At 38.7% G+C, this 21,058-nt stretch carries 18 protein-coding genes and 1 CRISPR repeat array; of the genes, 15 read left to right on the forward strand and 3 right to left on the reverse strand.

All coding sequences use genetic code 11. From position 1 onward, the window contains the following. The first annotated feature begins 101 nt into the window (after positions 1-101). From ACFSY7_RS06975 to ACFSY7_RS07020, 10 genes are all read left to right on the forward strand, one after another. A complete protein-coding gene (locus ACFSY7_RS06975) occupies positions 102-1,064 on the forward strand; it encodes a hypothetical protein (RefSeq protein ID WP_380147380.1) in 963 nt (320 codons plus the stop codon). A gap of 329 nt (positions 1,065-1,393) precedes the next feature. Next, a complete protein-coding gene (locus ACFSY7_RS06980; RefSeq protein WP_380147346.1) occupies positions 1,394-1,660 on the forward strand; it encodes a transposase in 267 nt (88 codons plus the stop codon). Between the two features lie 239 nt (positions 1,661-1,899). Further along, on the forward strand, positions 1,900-2,625 hold the full coding sequence (cas5c, locus tag ACFSY7_RS06985) for a type I-C CRISPR-associated protein Cas5c (RefSeq protein ID WP_380147348.1): 726 nt from the start codon (positions 1,900-1,902) through the stop codon (positions 2,623-2,625). Beyond that, on the forward strand, positions 2,622-4,529 hold the full coding sequence (cas8c, locus tag ACFSY7_RS06990) for a type I-C CRISPR-associated protein Cas8c/Csd1 (RefSeq protein WP_380147349.1): 1,908 nt from the start codon (positions 2,622-2,624) through the stop codon (positions 4,527-4,529). The genes cas5c and cas8c overlap by 4 nt, the downstream gene beginning before the upstream one ends. Then, entirely contained in the window at positions 4,530-5,387 is an 858-nt protein-coding gene (cas7c, locus tag ACFSY7_RS06995; RefSeq protein WP_380147350.1) for a type I-C CRISPR-associated protein Cas7/Csd2, read from the forward strand. It begins immediately after the preceding gene. Then, a complete protein-coding gene (gene cas4 / locus ACFSY7_RS07000; RefSeq protein ID WP_380147351.1) occupies positions 5,374-6,033 on the forward strand; it encodes a CRISPR-associated protein Cas4 in 660 nt (219 codons plus the stop codon). Before cas7c ends, cas4 begins: the two co-directional genes overlap by 14 nt. After that, positions 6,030-7,061, forward strand: coding sequence for a type I-C CRISPR-associated endonuclease Cas1c (gene cas1c, locus ACFSY7_RS07005; RefSeq protein WP_380147352.1), 1,032 nt, complete (start codon positions 6,030-6,032; stop codon positions 7,059-7,061). Before cas4 ends, cas1c begins: the two co-directional genes overlap by 4 nt. 7 nt (positions 7,062-7,068) lie before the next feature. Then, positions 7,069-7,359: a CRISPR-associated endonuclease Cas2 gene (gene cas2, locus ACFSY7_RS07010; RefSeq protein WP_380147353.1), complete on the forward strand. Its 291-nt coding sequence runs from the start codon at positions 7,069-7,071 to the stop codon at positions 7,357-7,359. 157 nt (positions 7,360-7,516) lie between these two features. Next, a CRISPR array of direct repeats spans positions 7,517-9,640; the repeat unit is 33 nt; unit sequence GTCTCACTCTTCATTGAGTGAGTGGATTGAAAT. 135 nt (positions 9,641-9,775) lie between these two features. Continuing rightward, a complete protein-coding gene (gene tnpB / locus ACFSY7_RS07015) occupies positions 9,776-10,939 on the forward strand; it encodes an IS200/IS605 family element RNA-guided endonuclease TnpB (RefSeq protein ID WP_380147354.1) in 1,164 nt (387 codons plus the stop codon). Between the two features lie 322 nt (positions 10,940-11,261). After that, positions 11,262-11,801, forward strand: coding sequence for a PadR family transcriptional regulator (locus ACFSY7_RS07020; protein ID WP_380147355.1), 540 nt, complete (start codon positions 11,262-11,264; stop codon positions 11,799-11,801). A gap of 79 nt (positions 11,802-11,880) precedes the next feature. Here ACFSY7_RS07020 and ACFSY7_RS07025 read toward each other — a convergent pair whose 3' ends face one another. Next, positions 11,881-12,753 carry a MerR family transcriptional regulator gene (locus ACFSY7_RS07025; RefSeq protein ID WP_380147356.1) on the reverse strand — a complete coding sequence of 291 codons (873 nt, stop codon included), beginning with the start codon at positions 12,751-12,753 and terminating at the stop codon, positions 11,881-11,883. A gap of 181 nt (positions 12,754-12,934) precedes the next feature. On the opposite strand from ACFSY7_RS07025, the gene ACFSY7_RS07030 reads away from it, so the two are divergent. The 5 genes from ACFSY7_RS07030 to ACFSY7_RS07050 are packed head-to-tail and all read left to right on the forward strand — an operon-like array spanning position 12,935 to position 18,274. Continuing rightward, positions 12,935-14,485, forward strand: coding sequence for a phytoene desaturase family protein (locus tag ACFSY7_RS07030; RefSeq protein WP_126989680.1), 1,551 nt, complete (start codon positions 12,935-12,937; stop codon positions 14,483-14,485). Beyond that, the gene (locus tag ACFSY7_RS07035; protein WP_380147358.1) at positions 14,472-15,200 is read left to right on the forward strand and encodes a carotenoid biosynthesis protein; all 729 of its coding nucleotides are present in this window, start codon (positions 14,472-14,474) and stop codon (positions 15,198-15,200) included. The genes ACFSY7_RS07030 and ACFSY7_RS07035 overlap by 14 nt, the downstream gene beginning before the upstream one ends. Beyond that, a complete protein-coding gene (locus tag ACFSY7_RS07040) occupies positions 15,181-15,783 on the forward strand; it encodes a lysophospholipid acyltransferase family protein (protein WP_380147359.1) in 603 nt (200 codons plus the stop codon). Before ACFSY7_RS07035 ends, ACFSY7_RS07040 begins: the two co-directional genes overlap by 20 nt. Continuing rightward, positions 15,777-16,862 (forward strand): glycosyltransferase, encoded by a 1,086-nt coding sequence (locus ACFSY7_RS07045; RefSeq protein WP_380147360.1) that lies wholly within the window; start codon positions 15,777-15,779, stop codon positions 16,860-16,862. Before ACFSY7_RS07040 ends, ACFSY7_RS07045 begins: the two co-directional genes overlap by 7 nt. Beyond that, the gene (locus tag ACFSY7_RS07050; RefSeq protein WP_380147362.1) at positions 16,859-18,274 is read left to right on the forward strand and encodes a phytoene desaturase family protein; all 1,416 of its coding nucleotides are present in this window, start codon (positions 16,859-16,861) and stop codon (positions 18,272-18,274) included. Before ACFSY7_RS07045 ends, ACFSY7_RS07050 begins: the two co-directional genes overlap by 4 nt. Before the next feature lie 198 nt (positions 18,275-18,472). On the opposite strand, the gene ACFSY7_RS07055 is transcribed toward ACFSY7_RS07050, so the two are convergent. Further along, positions 18,473-19,777, reverse strand: a complete 1,305-nt coding sequence (locus ACFSY7_RS07055) for a putative sensor domain DACNV-containing protein (RefSeq protein WP_380147363.1) — start codon at positions 19,775-19,777, stop codon at positions 18,473-18,475. A gap of 327 nt (positions 19,778-20,104) precedes the next feature. Beyond that, positions 20,105-20,947 (reverse strand): SDR family NAD(P)-dependent oxidoreductase, encoded by an 843-nt coding sequence (locus ACFSY7_RS07060; RefSeq protein WP_380147364.1) that lies wholly within the window; start codon positions 20,945-20,947, stop codon positions 20,105-20,107. Positions 20,948-21,058 lie beyond the last annotated feature (111 nt).

Consider the following 21,058-nt stretch of genomic DNA (forward strand, 5'->3'; position numbering starts at 1 on the left):
AAGCACTTTCATTGATCAACAATCGACCAAGAAAGTGCCTCAACTGGAATACCACACAGGATGCATTTGAATGTGAAGTGGTGCAGTTAATTTGACAATCTATCAATACAAAAAAAGCTGTAAAAGATTTGTATGTGACATTAAAAGATAAGGGATTCGAAAACGGTTTATATCATTTAAGTACGCATATGTGTGCCGCGCAGCGTTTAGAAAAAATTAAAGCAATACGAGATGATTTAGATAATAAAGAGCGTGTGATTTGTGTCAGCACACAATTAATTGAAGCGGGTGTAGATGTGAGTTTTGATACAGTGATCCGTTCATTGGCTGGGTTGGATTCGATTGCACAAGCAGCTGGGCGTTGTAATCGACATGGCGAGGTGGAAACAGGGGAAGTTTTCGTCATTGAGCACAAGGAAGAAAACTTAACTAGGGCAGAACATATTAAAAAAGGTGGTAAATTTGCGCGTTATATTTTGCGCGATATTGAGCAAGATGCGACGTTGTTTGAGGGAACAGGAGCACTAGGGCAATATACGATGACGCATTACTTTACGCAGTTTTATAGTGAATTTGCGGGTCAAACAAATTACCCTTCTAAAAAGCATACTGGGCAGTCTTTATATAACTTATTACTAACACGAAATAGCGGCTCAGCGGAAAATTTAGATAAAAAATTAGGAATCGTAGGCCGCGCTTCGTTTAAAGATGTAGGGAAAGAATTTTGTGTTATTGATGAACAAACAACGGATATTTTAGTACCGTATACACCTAAAGGAAATTCGACTCAACAAAGCGGGGCAGACTTAATTGCTGAATTAACATCGTCGGAATGGTTAAAAGATGTGTCAGGATTTTTGAAAAGAGCACAGCATTTTACGATTAGTGTGCATCTGCATGTTTTAAAAGGATTAGGGAATGATGGATATATTCGTCCGGTGGAGTTTGAAAATACTAATATTTCACCTTTATATGTGCTATTAGATAATGCCTATGATGATAAATTTGGATTGAATGAAGAAGGAACGAGTGTGAATTTAGAAGCGTATACAGGAGAGTTTTAAAATGATAAAGCGAGATGAAAAATTTCTTCATCTCGCTTTATTTGTACCTAGATATAACCACTTTTGTAATTTCAATCCACGTAACTAAAAGCTACGACATAATAATTTTAACAAATGAGATTAAGAGATACAAGTGAATCTATATTTTATAACTTTTTATAATTGAATTTTCTGAAAATAATGGTCGTAATGAACGATATGTGATATGGTGTATTATATATTTATGTTTATTATAACCACTACTTGTAGAACATTATATAATCAGCCTGTCGAATATTAACAATAAATAATCATAAATTTAGATTACTAATTAAAGGGGGTGTGCTAGTGTGTCACATAAAAGAAGAACATTCACCATTGAATTTAAACTTTTAATGGTGAAACTTTATGAAAATGGAAAACCTGTTAAGGATATTATTCGTGAATATGATGTAGCTACTTCAACTCTTTATAAATGGATTAAAAGTTATCAAGAAACAAGGTCTTTCACTACGAAAAGTAAACTTATAGAAGAGTGTTTGCGTAAAGAAAACCAACGTTTATTAAATGAGGCTGATATTTTAAGGCAAGCTTTGTTAATCATAGGGAGAAAATAAATATATATTATAAGATAAATAAATGATATTTAATTTTAAACTAATTTATCTGAATTTTCATTTTTCATAAAGCGATTGTGTTAAAGTTTAATAAGAGAATTTGTTCAAAATTAAATATAGTGAGAAAAGAAAATTATCTACAGATAATTTTCTTTTTATTACATGACTTTATTTGACAAATAGGTAATTTTATTTAAAAATATAAATAGGTAAAAAAGATTAAAAAAAGAGGTGAGTGAATGAACGGGGAAATTAGAAATCAAATTGAATATGAAGTATATGGGGAGTATGGCTTATTTACGGATCCACTGTCTAAATTAGGTGGTGAAAAAATGACGATGCAAATTCCGAGCTATGAAGCGCTTAAGGGAATTACAGAATCAATTTATTGGAAGCCCAGCATCACTTGGATTATTGATGAAGTGCGTATTATGAATCCGATTCAAATGGAGTCAAAAGGTATTCGCCCGATTGACTATGGTGGCGGTAATACGTTAGCCAATTATACATATTTACGTCGACCAAAATATCAAGTACGTGCTCACTTTATTTTTAATAAAGCGCGTCCTGATTTACAAGGGGATTTTAACGAGAACAAGCATCACAATATCGCTAAGCGTTGTGTAAAAATGGGTGGACGCCGCGATGTTTTTCTCGGAACGAGAGAGTGCCAAGCGTATGTAGAAGCTTGTACATTCGGAGACGGAGACGGTGCGTATGATGAGGTAAGCATGGATTTTTCAACGATGATGCACGGTATTACATATCCAGATGAGCAGCAGTATAGCAATATGATGAAACTGCGCTTATGGCAGCCCAAAATGGTAAATGGCGTAATTACATTTATCAAACCGGAAGAGTGTGAATTAGTACGAGATTTACGCGAATTTACGCCAAAGGAATTTGTTGTTGGAGAAACAATGCAGTCTGTAGATGAACTCTATCACGAGGTGGTGGAAAAATGAATTATTTAGATGCACTTTGCACGACATACGACCGCTATAGTGATCGTGCGGGAGAAGAAGAAATCAAGGCTATTAAAGATCGAGAGATTTCATACATGTTATTGCCGATTTCGCATACGACACAAACTGCACACATTGAAGTGTTAGTGACAGAGAATGGCGAATTTTATGATGCGGAAGTTATTCCAAAAGTAAATACGGTCTTGCCGTTTACAGAAAGTTCTGGCTCGCGAACGGCAGCATTGAGTCCCCATGTTTTACACGATAAATTAGTTTATGTAGCAGGAGACTATGTGGCATACACCGGGGAAACGAAAAAAGACAAAGGTTTTTCGATGTATATAGAGCAACTAGGTAAATGGTGTGATTCTGAATTTAGTCATCCCCATGTAGAAGCAGTTTATAAATATTTAAAGAAAGCTCATTTAATAGAAGATTTAATTAAACAGGACGTTTTATATGCAGATGCTAATCAAAAACTACTTAAAAAATGGCCTTCAAAAGATGGAGTGCCTGATATTTTCAAAACTGTGACTGGAGGACAAGAAGCAGCTTTTGTACGTTTTTCTGTCCACGTCCCAGGAAAAGTGACAACACCTATTTGGAAAGATAAAGAAGTATTTAATGCATATCAGAACTATTATGCAACACTTTTAAAGGAAAATGCATTGTGCTACGTATCCGGAAAGGAATTGCCATTAACATCACAGCATCCTAACAAAATTCGTAATTCTGGTGACAAAACAAAACTTATTTCATCAAATGACAATTCAGGATTTACGTTCCGTGGGCGTTTTACAGAAGCTAATCAAGTCGCATCGATTAGTTATGAAGCGTCGCAAAAAGCACATAATGCATTGAAATGGTTGATTGAACGACAAGGTCGAACAATTGATGGACGTGTTTTCTTAACGTGGGGATTAGATGAATTAGAAGTGGATAGTCCTGTTGAAACCCCAATACAGACGAAGCCGTTTGAAGAACCACAGGAAGAAGTTCAAACGATGCATAGTTTGGCAAAAGCTTATGGTAAATTATTAGCTGGGTATAAAGCTAGTACAGAGGTTCGTAATGGAAAGAAAATTTATATTATGACACTTGATGCAGCGACACCAGGGCGACTTTCTGTACTTTATTATCGCTGTTTTGATGTCGAGGAATATTTCGGAAAATTACAAAAATGGCACGAAGATGCAGAATGGTATCAAAGTTATTATAATTCAAAAGAAAAAAAATGGGAAAGCTTTATTGGAGCGCCATCGCTTGAAAGAATAGCAAAATTTGTTTATGGTTCAAAAGCTAGCGAGGCACTCGTAAAAGGAACGATTGAACGTTTGTTGCCAAGCATATTGGATCAACGCGTTGTGCCAGCGGATATTGTTCGCAGCGCTGTTCAGCAAGCATCAAATCCAGTTGCCTTTGAAACATTTGAGTGGGAACAAGTTTTGCAAGTAGCTTGTTCATTAGTGAAAAAACAAAATGTAGAGAAAGGAATTTATCATACTATGACTTTAAATCGACAAAATACAAACCGACATTATTTATACGGTCGTTTATTAGCTGTTGCAGATGTGTTTGAACGTAATGCAATTAAAGCTACAGAAAAAACTACGGAGTCTGAGAAAAGTAAGGAGAAACTTCGTGCCACAAATGCGATTCGTTATATGAATGCTTTTGCAGGTCAGCCACATCGTACATGGAAGACAATTCATGAAAGTTTACAACCATATTTAGTACGAGAGGGGAGCAAGGCGGTTTATGCTCAACGAGAAATTCAAGAAATTATGGGGCTGTTTGAAGAAGGCGAATATAATAATCAACCGTTAAATGGAGATTATTTATTAGGTTATTATAATCAATGCCAAGCACTTTATACAAAAAAAGAAGAAGCGGGGGAGCAATAAATGACAACAGTTTTAGATCATAAAGTAGATTTTTCAGTGATTTTCACAGTGGAGAATGCCAATCCAAATGGTGATCCATTAAATGGGAACCGACCACGTCAAAATTTTGATGGGCATGGTGAAGTATCAGATGTTGCAATTAAACGTAAAATTCGTAACCGCGCACAAGATTTATTAGAAGCCATTTTTGTGCAATCAAACGATAAAACGACAGATGGCTTTAAAAGTTTACGTGAGCGTGCAGAAGCAAATGAAGCATTAGCTGCTATCGTAAAAGGTAAAACGAAAGATGAAGTATTATTTGCACAAGCTGCATGTGAGAGCTGGTATGATGTTCGTTCATTTGGCCAAGTGTTTGCATTTAAAGACCCTAAAAAAGGTGCTGGACTTTCAGTAGGCGTTCGTGGTCCTGTATCCATTCACCCAGCAATTAGCTTAGAGCCGATTAATATTATGAGTACGCAAATTACAAAAAGCACAAACTCGGAGCCGGGAGATAAAAAGGGCTCTGACACAATGGGGATGAAACATCGCGTTGAAAAGGGTGTCTATAAATTCTCAGGAAGTATTAATACACAGTTAGCCGAAAAAACGGGTTTTACAAATGAAGATGCGGAACGTTTAAAAGAAATTTTATGTACATTGTTTGAAAATGATGCTTCTTCAGCTCGTCCAGAAGGGTCACTTGAAGTGCGCAAAGTATTTTGGTGGGATCATACATCGAAACTAGGAAATTATTCATCTGCAAAAGTACATCGTTCACTAAAAGTTGCAGCTCAAGCGAATGCAGATGAGCCATTTACTTATACAATCGAACCATTAGAAGGCTTAGAAGTGCAAGTGTATGACGGGATTTAATGAAGAGGCTGAATACTTGATGTTATCAGGTATTCAGCATTTTCAATTTTGCAGAAGACAATGGGCGCTTATTCATGTTGAACAGCAATGGGCAGAAAATGTGAAGACGATTGAAGGGCAATTTGTGCATGAGCGTGCGGATCAACCAGAATTGCGTGAAAAACGAGGCGATAAATTGATTGTGCGTGCGATGCCTATTAAATCAAGGGAACTGGCTACTATGGGAATTTGTGATGTTGTTGAATTTATTAAAGACCCTGATGGTGTAGCGATATTTGGAGAAATAGGTACATATCAACCATATCCAGTGGAATATAAACGAGGAAAACCGAAAAAAGGTGAGGAAGATATTTTGCAGTTATCAGCTCAAGCCATGTGTTTAGAAGAGATGCTAATGTGTCATATTCCCCACGCATATTTATTTTATAACGAAGTAAAGCGCCGAGAAAAGGTCGAGTTAACCGTTGAAATTCGTCAAAAAGTGAAAGCTATTTTTAAGGAAATGCATAATTATTATGATAGAAGGTATACACCAAAAGTGAAAATAGGGAAGCACTGTGATTCTTGCTCATTGAAAAATATTTGTGTGCCGCGAATGAACGAAAATCAGGAATCTGTGCGTAAATATATGGAGAAATTTTTATGAAAAAATTATTGAATACATTATATGTGACGAATCCAGATTCTTATTTGTCGCTTGATGGCGATAATATTGTCATTTTACAAGACGGCGAACGATTAGGACGTCTTCCGTTGCATAATATTGAAGGGATTTGTGCATTTGGTCGTCAAGGAGCCAGTCCAGCACTAATGCACCGCTGTGCGGAAGATCAAATTGCGCTGAGTTTTTTTAAGCCAACAGGTAGATTTTTGGCAAGGGTGACAGGTGAGACGAAGGGAAATGTTGTATTACGTAAAACACAATATCGTATTGCTGAAAATGAAGAGAACTCGGCATTAATTGCACGTAATATGATTTTCGCCAAAATATCCAATCAAAAATGGATTATTGAGCGAGCAACAAGGGACTATGCGATGCGCTTAGATGTAGAAAAATTAAAAGGGATTTCACAAAAATTAACGTTATTAATGAAAGCTTGCTTAGATGTGACAGACTTAGAGCAGTTAAGAGGGTTTGAGGGACAGGCAGCGAGTTACTACTTTAGGGTTTTTGATGATTTAATTTTACAGCAGAAAGAGGACTTTCTATTTACAGTGCGCACAAGAAGACCACCGCTAGATTTTGTGAATGCGTTGCTTTCTTATGCCTATACATTATTAGCTCATGATGTACAAGCCGCATTAGAGGGTGTCGGTTTAGATAGTTACGTCGGTTTCCTGCATCGTGACCGACCAGGACGCGCTTCTTTAGCACTTGATATGATGGAGGAATTGCGCGCTGTTGTAGCAGATCGTTTTGTGTTGACTTTGATTAACAAGAAAATGATTAAAGCTCCAGATTTTATTAAAAAAGAAAATGGTGCTGTACTTTTGACAGATGATGCTCGAAAACTGTTATTCAAAGAATGGCAATCAGCAAAAATGCAGCAACTTACACATCCTCGATTAAAAGAAAAAATCGTTTGGGGGCTAGTTCCACATGCGCAAGCACAATTACTGGCGCGCCATTTGCGAAATGATGTAGAAGAATATGCACCATTTTTATGGAAGTAGGGATTAAATGCTTATTTTAGTAACATACGACGTTAGCACGCAAACAGCTGAAGGTAGAACAAGGTTAAGAAAAGTAGCCAAAGTATGCCAAAACTATGGCGTCCGCGTTCAAAATTCTGTTTTTGAATGCATTGTAGATGCCACGCAATTGTTGATGATGAAGAAAGAGTTAGATGACATGATTAACAAAGGTACCGATAGTTTACGATTTTATAATTTAGGTAATAAGTATAAATCAAAAGTAGAGCATATCGGTGCAAAGGAAAGTATTCATGTAGAGGAACCATTGATTTTTTAGTGCGAATCAGGAGCTCTCATATAATTCCTAGAGTATTCGCACCTGTTTTTTTTCTTTTAAAATTAATATTACGCGTAAGTTTTGTTTTTAAATAATTATGTAATAAAAAAATAGTTAGTTTTATGCGAAAAGCTTCTTTTTTTAATAACTTTTCGCTGTCTCACTCTTCATTGAGTGAGTGGATTGAAATTCGGATAACGCGATGATGGCAGCCGATTACGTGCTGTCTCACTCTTCATTGAGTGAGTGGATTGAAATGTTGTCGATATCGACACGAAACGACATAGCGTCGTCTCACTCTTCATTGAGTGAGTGGATTGAAATTTGTGTGCCCTTCGTTACACCTTTCACATCAAGAGTCTCACTCTTCATTGAGTGAGTGGATTGAAATTGGTCATCGGAATGGTCGTTATGTGATTCACTCGTCTCACTCTTCATTGAGTGAGTGGATTGAAATATCTAATACAGCTAATTCGATTTGCGTAGCGTTATGTCTCACTCTTCATTGAGTGAGTGGATTGAAATCACTGCTGGTAAGGCGATATTGGCCAAGTCTAACGTCTCACTCTTCATTGAGTGAGTGGATTGAAATCCTTATGATTGCTTTTCCTTGGGGTTTAATTTCGTCTCACTCTTCATTGAGTGAGTGGATTGAAATACCTCAAACATCGTAATCACCCCTCAATATAAATGTCTCACTCTTCATTGAGTGAGTGGATTGAAATTTTAAATGAAGATTTTTCAATTGAATAATCTTTTGTGTCTCACTCTTCATTGAGTGAGTGGATTGAAATTATAGGTACAGTTGGTGTCGGTTTAGGTGTTGTGTCTCACTCTTCATTGAGTGAGTGGATTGAAATTTCAACAACAGACTGTTGCTTCAATGTTTTATGCAGTCTCACTCTTCATTGAGTGAGTGGATTGAAATTCACTTAAATATGTATCCACCTCAAAATATTTGGGTCTCACTCTTCATTGAGTGAGTGGATTGAAATTAGTGCTTGACGAAGCGCATATGGACTTAGACGCAGTCTCACTCTTCATTGAGTGAGTGGATTGAAATACATTGAAATATGTTATGTAAAATTACCCCTTGCATTGTCTCACTCTTCATTGAGTGAGTGGATTGAAATATGAAGAATAAAACCATGATGATGAATACCATTAGTCTCACTCTTCATTGAGTGAGTGGATTGAAATCATCCAGCTCTATCTGAAGCAGAATTAAACTCGGTCTCACTCTTCATTGAGTGAGTGGATTGAAATTTCGCGTTATTGGAATTACAATACTGCGTCCAAGTCTCACTCTTCATTGAGTGAGTGGATTGAAATTAGTATATTCTAGTATACATAAAGATTATTAAAGTAGTCTCACTCTTCATTGAGTGAGTGGATTGAAATGCAGTAAAGCGAACATGTTTAGTATTTGCCGTGGTCTCACTCTTCATTGAGTGAGTGGATTGAAATAGTGGACAAATCAATACAGGACGCTTCAAATATGGGTCTCACTCTTCATTGAGTGAGTGGATTGAAATCCATCATAGGAGGTTAGAATGATGATTCGTTTTTTGTCTCACTCTTCATTGAGTGAGTGGATTGAAATCATGTCTTTAGCAAGCCTGTAGCAAAATCCATTGCCTTGTCTCACTCTTCATTGAGTGAGTGGATTGAAATTGGACACCACTTATCACACACACCATTTACATCATGTCTCACTCTTCATTGAGTGAGTGGATTGAAATCACATATCTGAGCCGATTGCATATGTTAAATAAGGTCTCACTCTTCATTGAGTGAGTGGATTGAAATAACAATTGCTTGTACATCATCTTTTTTGTTTAGTGTCTCACTCTTCATTGAGTGAGTGGATTGAAATTTCGTACCAACCAAGTGCTTCAAACCGATTATCGTCTCACTCTTCATTGAGTGAGTGGATTGAAATTCGGTGCCCCATGCCACGTAGTCGGAGATATCTGCGTCTCACTCTTCATTGAGTGAGTGGATTGAAATATGGAGTCACGTAAACCGTCATAATTTGCTTCAAGGTCTCACTCTTCATTGAGTGAGTGGATTGAAATTCCTCTAATGAATAAACGAGTTCGTCTAATGAAACTGTCTCACTCTTCATTGAGTGAGTGGATTGAAATTGTCACCACTCGATTCACCATTGAACAAGGCTCGTGTCTCACTCTTCATTGAGTGAGTGGATTGAAGTTTTGACGATGAAGAGCTGCTGTGGTTGCTCGATGTCTCACTCTTCATTGAGTGAGTGGATTGAAATGCTGCAATTTCAAGTTTAAAAATGCTTGTATTAAAAGCTTTGAGCTAGGGTTTTATTTGAATGTGAGGTCAAGTTTCCATTTGAACAATAACACATGTTCTTGGTAATGTAGATTCATAGAGGGAGGTGCTTGTAATGCCACGCAAAGCCTACAAATTTAGATTATATCCAACAAAAGAACAACAGGCATTAATTCATCAAACGCATGGTCATTGCCGGTTTGTTTACAACTATTTCCTTGAACGTTGGAATACTTCTTATAAGGAAGAAGGCAACGGTCTCAATCGTTCCCTTATGTCGAAGCTCTTAACGAAAATGAAAAAGCAAGATGAGACAGCATGGTTACGTAATGTAGATAGTGTGGCATTACAAGTCGCTTACGAAAATCTGATTGATTCGTTTCAACGTTTCTTTAAAAAACAAAATAACTACCCGCGTTTTAAAAGTAAGAAAAACCCTGTTCAAAGCTACACAACAAAGAATATAAACAACAATATCGCGATTGTCAGCAAACGAATCAAACTGCCGAAGCTCGGGCTTGTGAAATTCAAACAAACCTGTGGATTAGAAGGTCGCATTATGCGCGCAACCATTAAATACAATGCGAGTGGTACGTTTTACGTGTCTGTCCTATGCGAAGTACCAGACTTTAAGCCATTGCCTCAAACAAAGGAAGCTGTAGGAATTGATTTAGGTATCACCGATTTTGCGATTCTGTCTACTGGACGTAAAGTGGATAACCAACGCTTTACGAAGAAGATGGAACAGAAATTAAAACGGGAGCAGCGTAAATTATCACGTAGGTATGAACAAGCAAAAAAAGATAATCGAGATTTAAAGAAAAGTAAAAACTATCAAAAACAACGCATGAAAGTCGCACGATTGCGCGAACGTGTGGCGTTTCAGCGGGAAGATTTCTTGAACAAACTATCAACGGAACTAATTCGTCAATACGACATTATCTGCTTAGAAGATTTACACATCAAAGGCCTGTTGAAAAATCATAAACTAGCGAAAGCGATTAGTGATGTTTCCTGGTCCTCTTTTGTGCAAAAACTGATGTATAAGGCGAAATGGTACGGACGTGAAGTCGTGAAGGTTTCACGCTTCTACCCATCTAGTCAAATTTGTCATGCATGTGGTCATTATGATTGTAAGAAGTCACTCGATATTCGTGCATGGACTTGCCCATCTTGTTTTACGACATTAGACCGCGACATCAATGCAAGTCGTAATATTTTAGGAGAAGGGCTAAGGATTTTAAATAACCCAACCGTAGGGACTACGGGGATAGCCTAATAAAAAAAGTGAAGCCACTGTTTCGAGCAGTTGGAAACAAGCAAGCACTGTTCGTAGGAATCTCCCACTTCAAGCACGTTCGTTAAAACGGCTAAGTGGGGTTGTTCAACTGAACATAGTGGGTTTTAACGCCCGTTACTAAAAATACGTATCTTCCAACTACTTCGAATTCATGGAATCCTTTAAAGTAACGCATCCAAATCCTTATATGCAAATCCTCTGAAAGATATGTCATTTGTCATGAAAATAGCTCCCTATGTATATATTTGATGAAAAGCGGGTACTATCAATTAGATATATCATGAAAATAGGAGGGTTTGTGTTGAAAAGATATAGTGCAACGACTTATGCCGTCCTTGGTTTGCTGACGACGCATTGTCGCACCGGCTATGATATAAAGCGCATGATTGATACGAGTTTGTCTCATTTCTGGAAAATAAGCTATGGACAAATTTATCCGTCATTAAAGCTATTAGTAGAAGATGGTTTGATTGAGCGTCATGATCAGACAGGCAGTACAAAAGTCGAACGTGTGGAATACACATTGACTAATGAAGGTCAGAAATTGTTAAAACAATGGTTGCAAGAGCCAGTGGAGAAATTTTCGAATGAAAAAAATGAAGTGTTGCTGCGCTTATTTTTAAGTGATGAAGAACAGACCACTACAACAATTCAGCAAATAGAGAAGTATCGCGCTGTACAGTATGAAAAGCTTGAAACGTATGAATTAATCGAGCATAGCTTGCGTACAGAGCCAGTGACGATACACCGAAAGCGTGGACTGCTTACACTCGATTTTGGTAAAAAAATGTCACGCGCAATTGTTGAATGGTGTGATGAAACAATTGCACAATTACGCTAATATTCTATGGAAGTGTTTAAAAATATAAAATAATAATTGTATAAAAAGCTGACACTATATAGTGTCAGCTTTTTTGGCGTTATAAAATATGGGGCCAAATTGTCTCTAGTGATTGTGCAATTTGAATCGTTTTGGGTGAGATAGAAGAGGATGCGGCACCTTCTCCACCAATGAAAAAATGAGTAGCTGGATGCTTATTAGCGAATTCATCCAGTTGTTTTAGATACGCTATATCTTCTAGAGGAAGTCTAGTCGTTGCAGAAAGAAGTACGACTCTTGGCTTAAATTCTTCGACAAAATCTTCAATTGTTCCAGGAGCAGGTGATTGACCAATTAAAAAAATTCGAGCTCCCTTTAATTGAATTTGTAGTAATAGAATATGCAAAGGTAGTTCATGTTGCTCATTTGGTAAACAGGCCCCCATCACCAACTTAGCATTTGATGGAACGGGTATTTGGTGACTAAGCTCAATTAAATGATGCTGCAGTAAGGTAGAAGAAAATTTCTCCTGATATTCAGCCCATTGTTTAGTCGCCCAACGATTTCCTACTTCTTTTAAAAAAGGTTGGACAATTTCTTGTAAATAGGTTACTAAACCACATTGCTGATGAGCTTGGTGAAGTGTGTAGGAGAATTTTTCTTCATTACACTGCGCACCATAGGCAAGTAATTTAAAGAAAAAAGAGTGACTTGAATGTTTAGAATCATTCTCCATACAAATTACTTTATTAGTCGCATCAATTGCTTTTTTTAATGATAATCCTCCGCTCATTTTTTTACTTAAAGTGTATAAAAATGCTACTTGATGATTCGAATATCGTCGATAACTATTTGATAGTCTCATTGGTTTCAAAAAATCATAGCGTTCCTCCCATTTTCGTAATGTATCTTTTTTAATCCCCGTAATTGCTGAAACATCTGCAATAGTGAAATGTTCTAAAGAATCATGCATACAGTTGCCCCCCTTGTGAATTCTAATTATAGCTGGAATTATTCTTTTGTCCAATATTTTAAAATAAAGGTTTGACAAAAATGGAATAGCGGTATACTTTAATTATACTGAGTAGTATAAATAAATTAGACTCATACAAGTGTTTAAGTATAGAAAATATATTTTTTAGGAGGCCATTTACGTGAAAAAAATTTATGTTATTGGTGCAGGTCCTGGTGGATTGACATCAGCCATGTTGTTAGCAAATGCAGGGTATGAGGTAGAGGTATTTGAAAAAGAAAATTTTGTTGGTGGACGAACGAGTGCAATTCAAATAGGGGAGTATACATTTGATCGCGGTCCAACGTTTTTAAATATGATGTATTTAATTCGAGAAATTTTTGAATTAACGGGCCGAAAGCTAGAAGATTATGTGGAGCCAATTGCACTCAAGCCTTTATATGAGCTTGTATATGCAGATAAACGTTTTACGGTGAGTTCAAACTATGAAGAAATGATGAATACGATTGCTACTACTTTTCCCGGAAATGAGCATGGTTATACACGTTATTTACAAGAAACACATAAAAAATTGGAGGCGCTATCGCCACTCCTACAACGAAAAATGGATAGTGTGACCGATTTAATGAGTCCAGAGGCGATTAAGGCTTTACCAGAGCTAGAATTTGGGAAGTCGTTAATGGACAAATTAGGGGAGTATTTTAATGATGAGGAATTGCAGTTGGCTTTTACATTCCAATCAAAATATTTAGGGATGTCTCCGTGGAGCTGCCCGGGCGCCTTTTCAATTCTGTCTTATATTGAGCAAGCATATGGCATTTATCACTTAAAGGGCGGTTTGAATCAATTAACGAAAGCGATGGCGACAGTTCTTGAAGAAATGAATGTCAAAATTCATTTAAATACACCAATTCAAGAAGTAGTTCAGTATAAAAAACGTATTGAGGGCATTCGTCTTGAATCAGGTGAATTACTTCATTGTGATGATGTCGTCATCAATGCAGACTTTGGCTATGCGATGACGAAACTCTTAAAAAATACGAAGAGTCGCCAGTGGTCACCGCAAAAAGTTGAGAAAAAACAATATTCTTGCTCGACATTTATGCTGTATTTAGGCATTGATACGCAGTATGACTTACAGCATCATACGATTTTATTTGCGGAAGATTACCGCAAAAATATGGAAGAGATTTCAGATACAAAATTATTGTCAAAAGACATGTCCATCTATGTGCAAAATCCTGTTGTAACAGATGATTCACTTGCACCAGAAGGGAAATCAACATTATATGTATTAGCTCCTGTACCGAACAATTTCAGTGATATTGAATGGGAAGAAGTGAAGCATGAGTATCGCGCGCTATTATTGAAAACATTAGAGGAGCGTCTAGGTTTAACAGATTTAGAGGCGCATATCGAAGAGGAAATGATGTTCTCACCAGTTGACTGGGAGCAGAAGATGAATGTTTATAAGGGCGCAACGTTTAATTTAGGGCATCAGCTAAATCAAATGATGACATTCCGCCCGCATAATCATTTCTCACCATATGAGAATTGCTGGTTAGTAGGTGGTGGTACACATCCGGGTAGTGGTCTGCCAATTATTATTGAGTCTGCGCGTATTTCGGCGAATTTAATTTTAGAACGCGATGGTGAGAAAACGTATCCAATCAAGCCGCTTCCAAAGGAACTCGACTATCGTATTACGGAATTGAGCCATGCGGTGCTATAAGTTATACATCATTTGGTTTTTAGTTGGCATGATTCTGGTCGGCTTTGATTTAATTCCAAGTTGGCTAGAGTGGGCGAATAGTGTCTTTCTCATTCTTGCGGGTTGTGTAGCAGTTGGTTATGCGATGGAAACCTTTGGGAAAAAGCGAGGGCTTATCGCAAGCATTCTTATTGGTGTAGCAACCTTCACTATTGAAGGCATGAGCGCGCATTTTGATATTTTTTTCGGGAGCTATGATTATACGAATCGCTTCCCACCACTCCTATTTGGTGTACCCATTGGGATTGGTTTTGCCTGGATTGTCATGATTATGGCTGGACATGCGTTAACACTATCGTTTAAAACCCGTCTAGTGAAGGCACTCGTCGCTGCGCTGTATGTTGTCGTACTCGATTTAGTGCTCGACCCCGTAGCATATGTTGTGAAGGGGTACTGGTTATGGGATAGTGAAAGTGCGTATTACGGTATTCCGTTTAGTAATTTCTTTGGCTGGTTTTGCATTGCCTTTGTCGTGCAGCTGCTATTGCCGCGCATAAAACAATTACCGTCAAAACAAAGTATTCACCGCATGAACATGGTGTTTTGGACAATTGTTGTGTTATTTATTTGGATTGCGCTATTAGCAAAACTCTATATGGCATGTATTGTCGCCGTGATTAGTTTTAGTCTACTTCAGATAGGAAGGAGATTTTATAATGGAGCGAAAAAAACTTAGCTATTCCATGTTTCACATCGGACAGAAACTATTTTTAAGACGCATGTTTCGTTCGATGCGCGTGAAGCTTAGTCGGATTGAACAGCCATCGATCATTGTTGTTAATCATAGTAGTTTTTATGATGCACTCGTATTATTTGAATTAGACCGGCGTGGGTATTTACCGAAAAATCGTATTGTCGGGATGAGTGCAGCTGGCTTAAAGAAATTTCCGATTTTTAAAAAGCTTGGTACTGTTCCAATTTCACAACCGATTAAACTTTCGGAGTATAAGGAATTACTGCGTCTTGCACAGACACATACGATTATATTATTTCCGCAAGGGGTCGAAGAGCATGCGGAGAAGCGGCCACTGACAATTCAACCAGGGATGGAGCGCTTGATGAGTCGATTTCCAAAATATAAACTGCTCTTTATCTCCATTTATTATTCCTTTACAGATGGCGTACGTGGCGATATTGCGTGTCAGCTGACGCCAAAGGTACAGCCTGTAAATATACAACAAATGATGACAACAGAAATTGACACATTAAAGGCAAGTGTTATCACAAATGATCTGAAGGGCTTTACCCGCCTATGGTAATCATACTGCCATTTATTATCGGTGTTTTATGGTTAGTTATAAATGTACAATTTTTGCGGCGTATGACGATTCAAAGCCATTCGAATCCTTCCATTAGCGTATTAATTCCGCTTCGAGATGAGGCAACGAATGTCCAATGTCTAATGAAAAACCTGCATAACATAGACTATGAACAGGCAGAATTTCTTTTTTATGATGATCAATCGACGGATGGCACGGCCGCGCTTCTTCAAGAAAATCAGTCACTCGACACGCGTTTTCGTCTATTATATGGTGATGCCTTACCAAGTGATTGGCACGGGAAGCCGCATGCCTGTCAGCGTTTGGCTGAGCAAGCAAAGGGGGATATTCTCGTATGGATTGATGCCGATGTGACGCTTCATCCAAAGGCGCTTTTGGCAACTGCGACGATGTTTGAACGGCCAATTGATGCACTATCAGGTTTTCCGCGCTTTGAGATGCGAAATTGGCTCGAAAAATTACTGACGCCATTGCTTCATTTTTTTGTTCATGCGCATTTACCAATTTATTTGGCGAATCGCCAGTGTATGCCAGCAGCGACTGCGGCAAGTGGTGCCTTTATTGCGGTTCGCCGGGATGCCTATTTTGAAATTGGAGGGCATACAGCGGTGAAGAATGAGGTAGTCGAGGATGTCGCGCTGTTTCGAATGTTAAAAAAATCGGGCAAGCGCGCTATGCTCTACAATATTACCGATTTTGTGTCGTGTGCGATGTATGCAACGGTTCGCGATACATGGCATGGCTTTCAAAAAAATTGCTTTCGAGGTATTCAGCATTCCTATGTCCTTGGTTGTTTGCTCATTCTTTTTTATAGCATGTATTTTGTGATGCCTGGTGTATTATTCATTATTGGGCTTAGCACACAGCATCTTTTATACACATTGCCATTCATCTGCATTACCGCTATGCGCCTAGTCAGTGATTATGTTGCAAAGCAGCTATCGATTTTTAGCTTACTGATGCCGATCAGTGCATGCGCGTATTGTGTGTTATTAGGTACGACAATGATTCAAACTGTACGTAAAAAATCAATGTATTGGAAGGGGCGAAAGCTATGAAAAAACGTGCCATTATTATTGGTGGAGGGCTAGGGGGAATGGCTGCGGCACTCACGCTTAGTCGTCACTATGACGTGCATATTTTTGAGAAAAATGCTTGGCTTGGTGGCAAAATGCAGTCGATTCAAGTCGGGGAGCACCAATTTGATTATGGTCCTAATACACTGACGATGCCACGTTACTTTTGGGAATTGGTTGCACCGTTTGGTGATGCAAAAAAGCTACTGCCTTTTAAAAAGCTCGACAATGCCACGAAGCATCAGTGGGGAGAGCATGAAGTAACCTTTACGACGAATCGTCACAACATGCAACAACAGCTTGCGGCCATTGATCCGGTAAGTGCCGCGAATTATCCTGCTTTTTTAGAGGAAGTGACGCGCCTTTTCAAGTTAAGTGAAAAAGCTTTTTTAACGAAAACCTTTTTTTCAATCAAAGATTATGTAAAGCCAAGTCTCCTTTATCATTTAGTACAGGCACATCCTTTTGAAACATTGGACACCTTTTTAGCGCGCTATTTTCCGCATCCTACAGTCTGTCAGTTATTCGGCCGCTTTGCGACGTATATTGGCTCATCGCCCTATGCTTCTCCGGCGACTTTTGCGATGATTGCCTATTTTGAATTAGTAGATGGCACGTATTATTTAGAGGGCGGAGCAACGACGATTGCACGTGTGCTAGAGGAATTACTATTAGAGCAGGGTGTACATATTCATATTAATGAGCAAATTGAAAAGTTGGCGATGGCAAATAACGAAGTAACATTTTGTGAAACTGCTAAAGGACGGTACAGCGCAGACATGATCATTAGTGATATTGATTATGCAGTTGCGCAGACATTATTAGGGCGACAGCCACGAACGTATGAGTTATCGACATCAGCTTATGTCGAGCTTATTACACTCAAAGAGCCGGTGTCGCTGCATTATCATAATGTATTATTTAGCGATGATTACAAGGCGGAATTTCAATTTCTTCGAAACTCTCAATTAGCAAATGAGGCGACGGTGTATAGTTGTTATCCATATGCCGCTACTAAAGAAGGGCATCCAGGATTATTTGTATTAGTAAATGCCCCTGCAAAAACAGCGCTGTCGATGAAAAAAGCACAGCAGCAAGTCACCGAGGCACTGACACGTTGGGGAATTGATACTGCGCAAATCGAAGCACGAAAACAGCTACCACCAAGCTATATTGCCGAGACATTTCATGTGATGCAAGGCGCAATTTATGGTCAGGCATCCAATTCATTACGCGGCAGTTTTTTCAGACCAGCAAATAAAGATTCAAGACTTAAAAATATGTATTTTGTTGGCGGGACAGTGCATCCAGGTGGCGGCTCACCAATTGTTGTAAAGGGTGGCTATGAGGTAGCTAAACGTATTATTGTAGAAAATAATAATTGTATAAAATAATTAAAAAGACTTTTTGTAAAATAGTAGAATAATACAATTGTATAATTTGCTGTTTTGATAATATAAATAGGCTTTGACATACATGTAAAAACACTCGCTCCTAGGAGCATAAGAAAAACCGGAATCGCGCGGTGGCGCGGTTCCGGTTTTTCATTGCGAACGCTAAAAAGGAGAATGACGTGTTTTGTGCCAGTCTATTTACGTTAAGCGAATACCATCCCAAAGGTAGGTAATCCCTTCATGCTGCTTCACCGCTTTAACACGACCATCTTGTGAAATCACAAAAACGATAGCTGCCGGATTGTATTTTGCGTAGCGAATAGCAGAGCGGTGTCGCGTACCATAAGACGTAATTTTTAGAACACGTGATTCTCGCGCATGCGGAGATAGTGCTTGCTTGATTGAGCTCAATTTGTCATTCGTTAGGCGGATTTCTGTACCAAAGCCGAGTACTTCTAAGTGGTCATTCATCACAACAGCGCCATCAACTTCTGAAAGTGACGCAATGAAATGCTCATGCTCGGCAATTCGCTCATTTGCCTCTTTTACATGAAATACTTTGTCGACCATATTCATTGGTTGTTGCTGCCCAAGATAGGTTGAAAAATCACTTGCTAATGTTTTCGTCAATTGACTCATCTCAGGCATGGCTTTCATTTTATGAAGCCAATTTAAATGTTCAACGGTGTTGACAAGTTTTGGCCAAATCGCCGGTCCACGCAGTTCATATTTCATATCGAGCGCATGGGGATCAGCCGTAAAGGTGGACGGGACAATAATGAGTGTACCACCATGACGTTCTTTTTCAATAAGCTTCAACATATTACTAAGGGTTCTAAAGTATACTTTTTTCGCTAAATTTCTTGAGCCTTTTCCGGCAATAAATAATTCCGTTAAAACCTCTTCAAAATGCTGTCCGATAATCCCTTCACTAATTGTTCGAGCCGGATATTTTACAAGCTGGCCACCACTTAGGCGATACAATTCCTCACTTCCGGCACTCGCAATCAGTTCACCCGGCTCGAAAACACTGAGCGTAAATAAATGAGCGGACGGGGCCACAAGCGACAGCATTTCATCTTTAATGCGCGAAAATGTATTTTCTACAGGAAGTACACCCCATACGACAAGTTCGTCTGAGTTAGTTTGTGAGATATGCTTTTGCGCACAAATAGCCAAAATGCTTTTTTCCGGATCAAATGCCGGACAGAGCCGCTTGATTTCACTTTTTGTGAAGGGAATTGGATGATCAAAAAACGTAGGTGCCTTCGTATCACTAAGTACAGACGACAGCTCATGTGGATTCAAATAGGTCACCTTTGCGGTACTCGGTCGCGCCTCTTCCTTCGCAAAACTTAAATGATACATGATATGTAGCATAGTAAGTAATTCATCATCATTTGGAAAATGCACGATTGGCTCAGGTAAATCATGTGTTTTTAAATAATGCTGCCAGTCACTCTTGGTTCGTTCAACGAGGTCTGGTGGATAAAGGTAGTTCATAGAACCCCTCCTTTTTCTTCAGTATAACGTATTAAAAAATCAGATGCGATGAATGATTTTTGTGATTATCTGTAAATATTTTACACTGTAGTAGGGACGTAGAACATGAATGAACAAAAAAATATATTTATTGATACAGAGCCATTAGGACTTGCTGGGGAAAAGTAAAAAGTGCATATGCAGGAAAGGACTGTTCATGGTCCCGCTCAGCTAAGTGTGCTCGTATCAGCCATTCTATAAACAGTATAGTAACGGACCAGGCAGCTCGCTTTTTGGGCTGCTTTTCCAATAGAAAAAAACAGCCGGTGTCAGCTGTTTTGACTATATTTATGCGCCATAGCCTTCTGGTGGTGGCGTTGCTTTTTCAGCATGGCGACTTGCCGGTTCCCATTCACGCCACGTATTGATTTTTTTCGTCGTATGGTCGAGTGCGGCATCAAAGACCATGCTTCCTAAAATGAAACGAAGCGGGGGATTTTTTGCTTGCACGATCTCCCATAAGGCATCAGCCGCAAGCTCCGGTGCGCTATCGACAGATTGGTTTTCTTGCTGACTAAGTTCCTCACGATAAGAATCATAACCGGGTAGCTGCTCTGCGAATTGTAGCTTTAAATACAAATTGGTCCAGTAGCCACCCGGTTCGACAATCGTTGTATGAATGCCAAAGTGAGCGGCTTCGTGTGCCAATGCTTCACTAAAGCCCTCAAGCGCAAACTTACTAGCACTATACATACTCGTCATCGGTCCGGTGACAATCCCCCCAATACTTGAGATTTGAATAATATGCCCGCTTTGCTGGCTTCGCATGATCGGCATCACCGCCTGTGTTACCCAGACAGCACCAAAAAAATTCGTCTCCATTTGATCGCGTACTTGTTGCTCTGTAAATTCTTCTGCCATCCCAAGCATCATTGAGCCCGCACTATTTACGACAATATCAATATGTCCGAAATGCTGGTGAACTTTTTGAATAGCTTGTGTGATTGCTTCTTTTTGCGTGACATCCGCCACCATAGGGAATAACTGTGTCGGATAATCCTGCCTAAGCTCCTCTAATGTTTCAATATGACGTGCTAGTCCGGCTACGTTATCGCCTGACTGGAGTGCTTTTTTTGCAAAGGCATAGCCAAGACCACTACTAGCGCCTGTAATTAACCAAACTCGTGTCATTTGCAAAACCTCCTTCCATTATCTTTACCCAAAAGGTGCAAAATCATTCAATGAACAGAAGGTATTCCACGCATAATAGATGATAAATATTGATATGATAGCTTTTTGCTA

The sequence above is a fragment of the Kurthia populi genome, assembly GCF_042686175.1.
Lineage (GTDB): Bacteria > Bacillota > Bacilli > Bacillales_A > Planococcaceae > Kurthia > Kurthia populi.

Excerpts from the sequence above, each read along its gene's own strand:
- cas5c (WP_380147348.1), top strand. The coding sequence starts at position 1,900 with ATGAACGGGGAAATTAGAAATCAAATTGAATATGAAGTATATGGGGAG.
- cas8c (WP_380147349.1), top strand. The coding sequence starts at position 2,622 with ATGAATTATTTAGATGCACTTTGCACGACATACGACCGCTATAGTGAT.
- cas7c (WP_380147350.1), top strand. The coding sequence starts at position 4,530 with ATGACAACAGTTTTAGATCATAAAGTAGATTTTTCAGTGATTTTCACA.
- cas4 (WP_380147351.1), top strand. The coding sequence starts at position 5,374 with ATGACGGGATTTAATGAAGAGGCTGAATACTTGATGTTATCAGGTATT.
- cas1c (WP_380147352.1), top strand. The coding sequence starts at position 6,030 with ATGAAAAAATTATTGAATACATTATATGTGACGAATCCAGATTCTTAT.
- cas2 (WP_380147353.1), top strand. The coding sequence starts at position 7,069 with ATGCTTATTTTAGTAACATACGACGTTAGCACGCAAACAGCTGAAGGT.
- tnpB (WP_380147354.1), top strand. The coding sequence starts at position 9,776 with ATGCCACGCAAAGCCTACAAATTTAGATTATATCCAACAAAAGAACAA.
- ACFSY7_RS07025 (WP_380147356.1), bottom strand. The coding sequence starts at position 12,753 with ATGCATGATTCTTTAGAACATTTCACTATTGCAGATGTTTCAGCAATT.
- ACFSY7_RS07035 (WP_380147358.1), top strand. The coding sequence starts at position 14,472 with ATGCGGTGCTATAAGTTATACATCATTTGGTTTTTAGTTGGCATGATT.
- ACFSY7_RS07040 (WP_380147359.1), top strand. The coding sequence starts at position 15,181 with ATGGAGCGAAAAAAACTTAGCTATTCCATGTTTCACATCGGACAGAAA.
- ACFSY7_RS07045 (WP_380147360.1), top strand. The coding sequence starts at position 15,777 with ATGGTAATCATACTGCCATTTATTATCGGTGTTTTATGGTTAGTTATA.
- ACFSY7_RS07050 (WP_380147362.1), top strand. The coding sequence starts at position 16,859 with ATGAAAAAACGTGCCATTATTATTGGTGGAGGGCTAGGGGGAATGGCT.
- ACFSY7_RS07055 (WP_380147363.1), bottom strand. The coding sequence starts at position 19,777 with ATGAACTACCTTTATCCACCAGACCTCGTTGAACGAACCAAGAGTGAC.
- ACFSY7_RS07060 (WP_380147364.1), bottom strand. The coding sequence starts at position 20,947 with ATGACACGAGTTTGGTTAATTACAGGCGCTAGTAGTGGTCTTGGCTAT.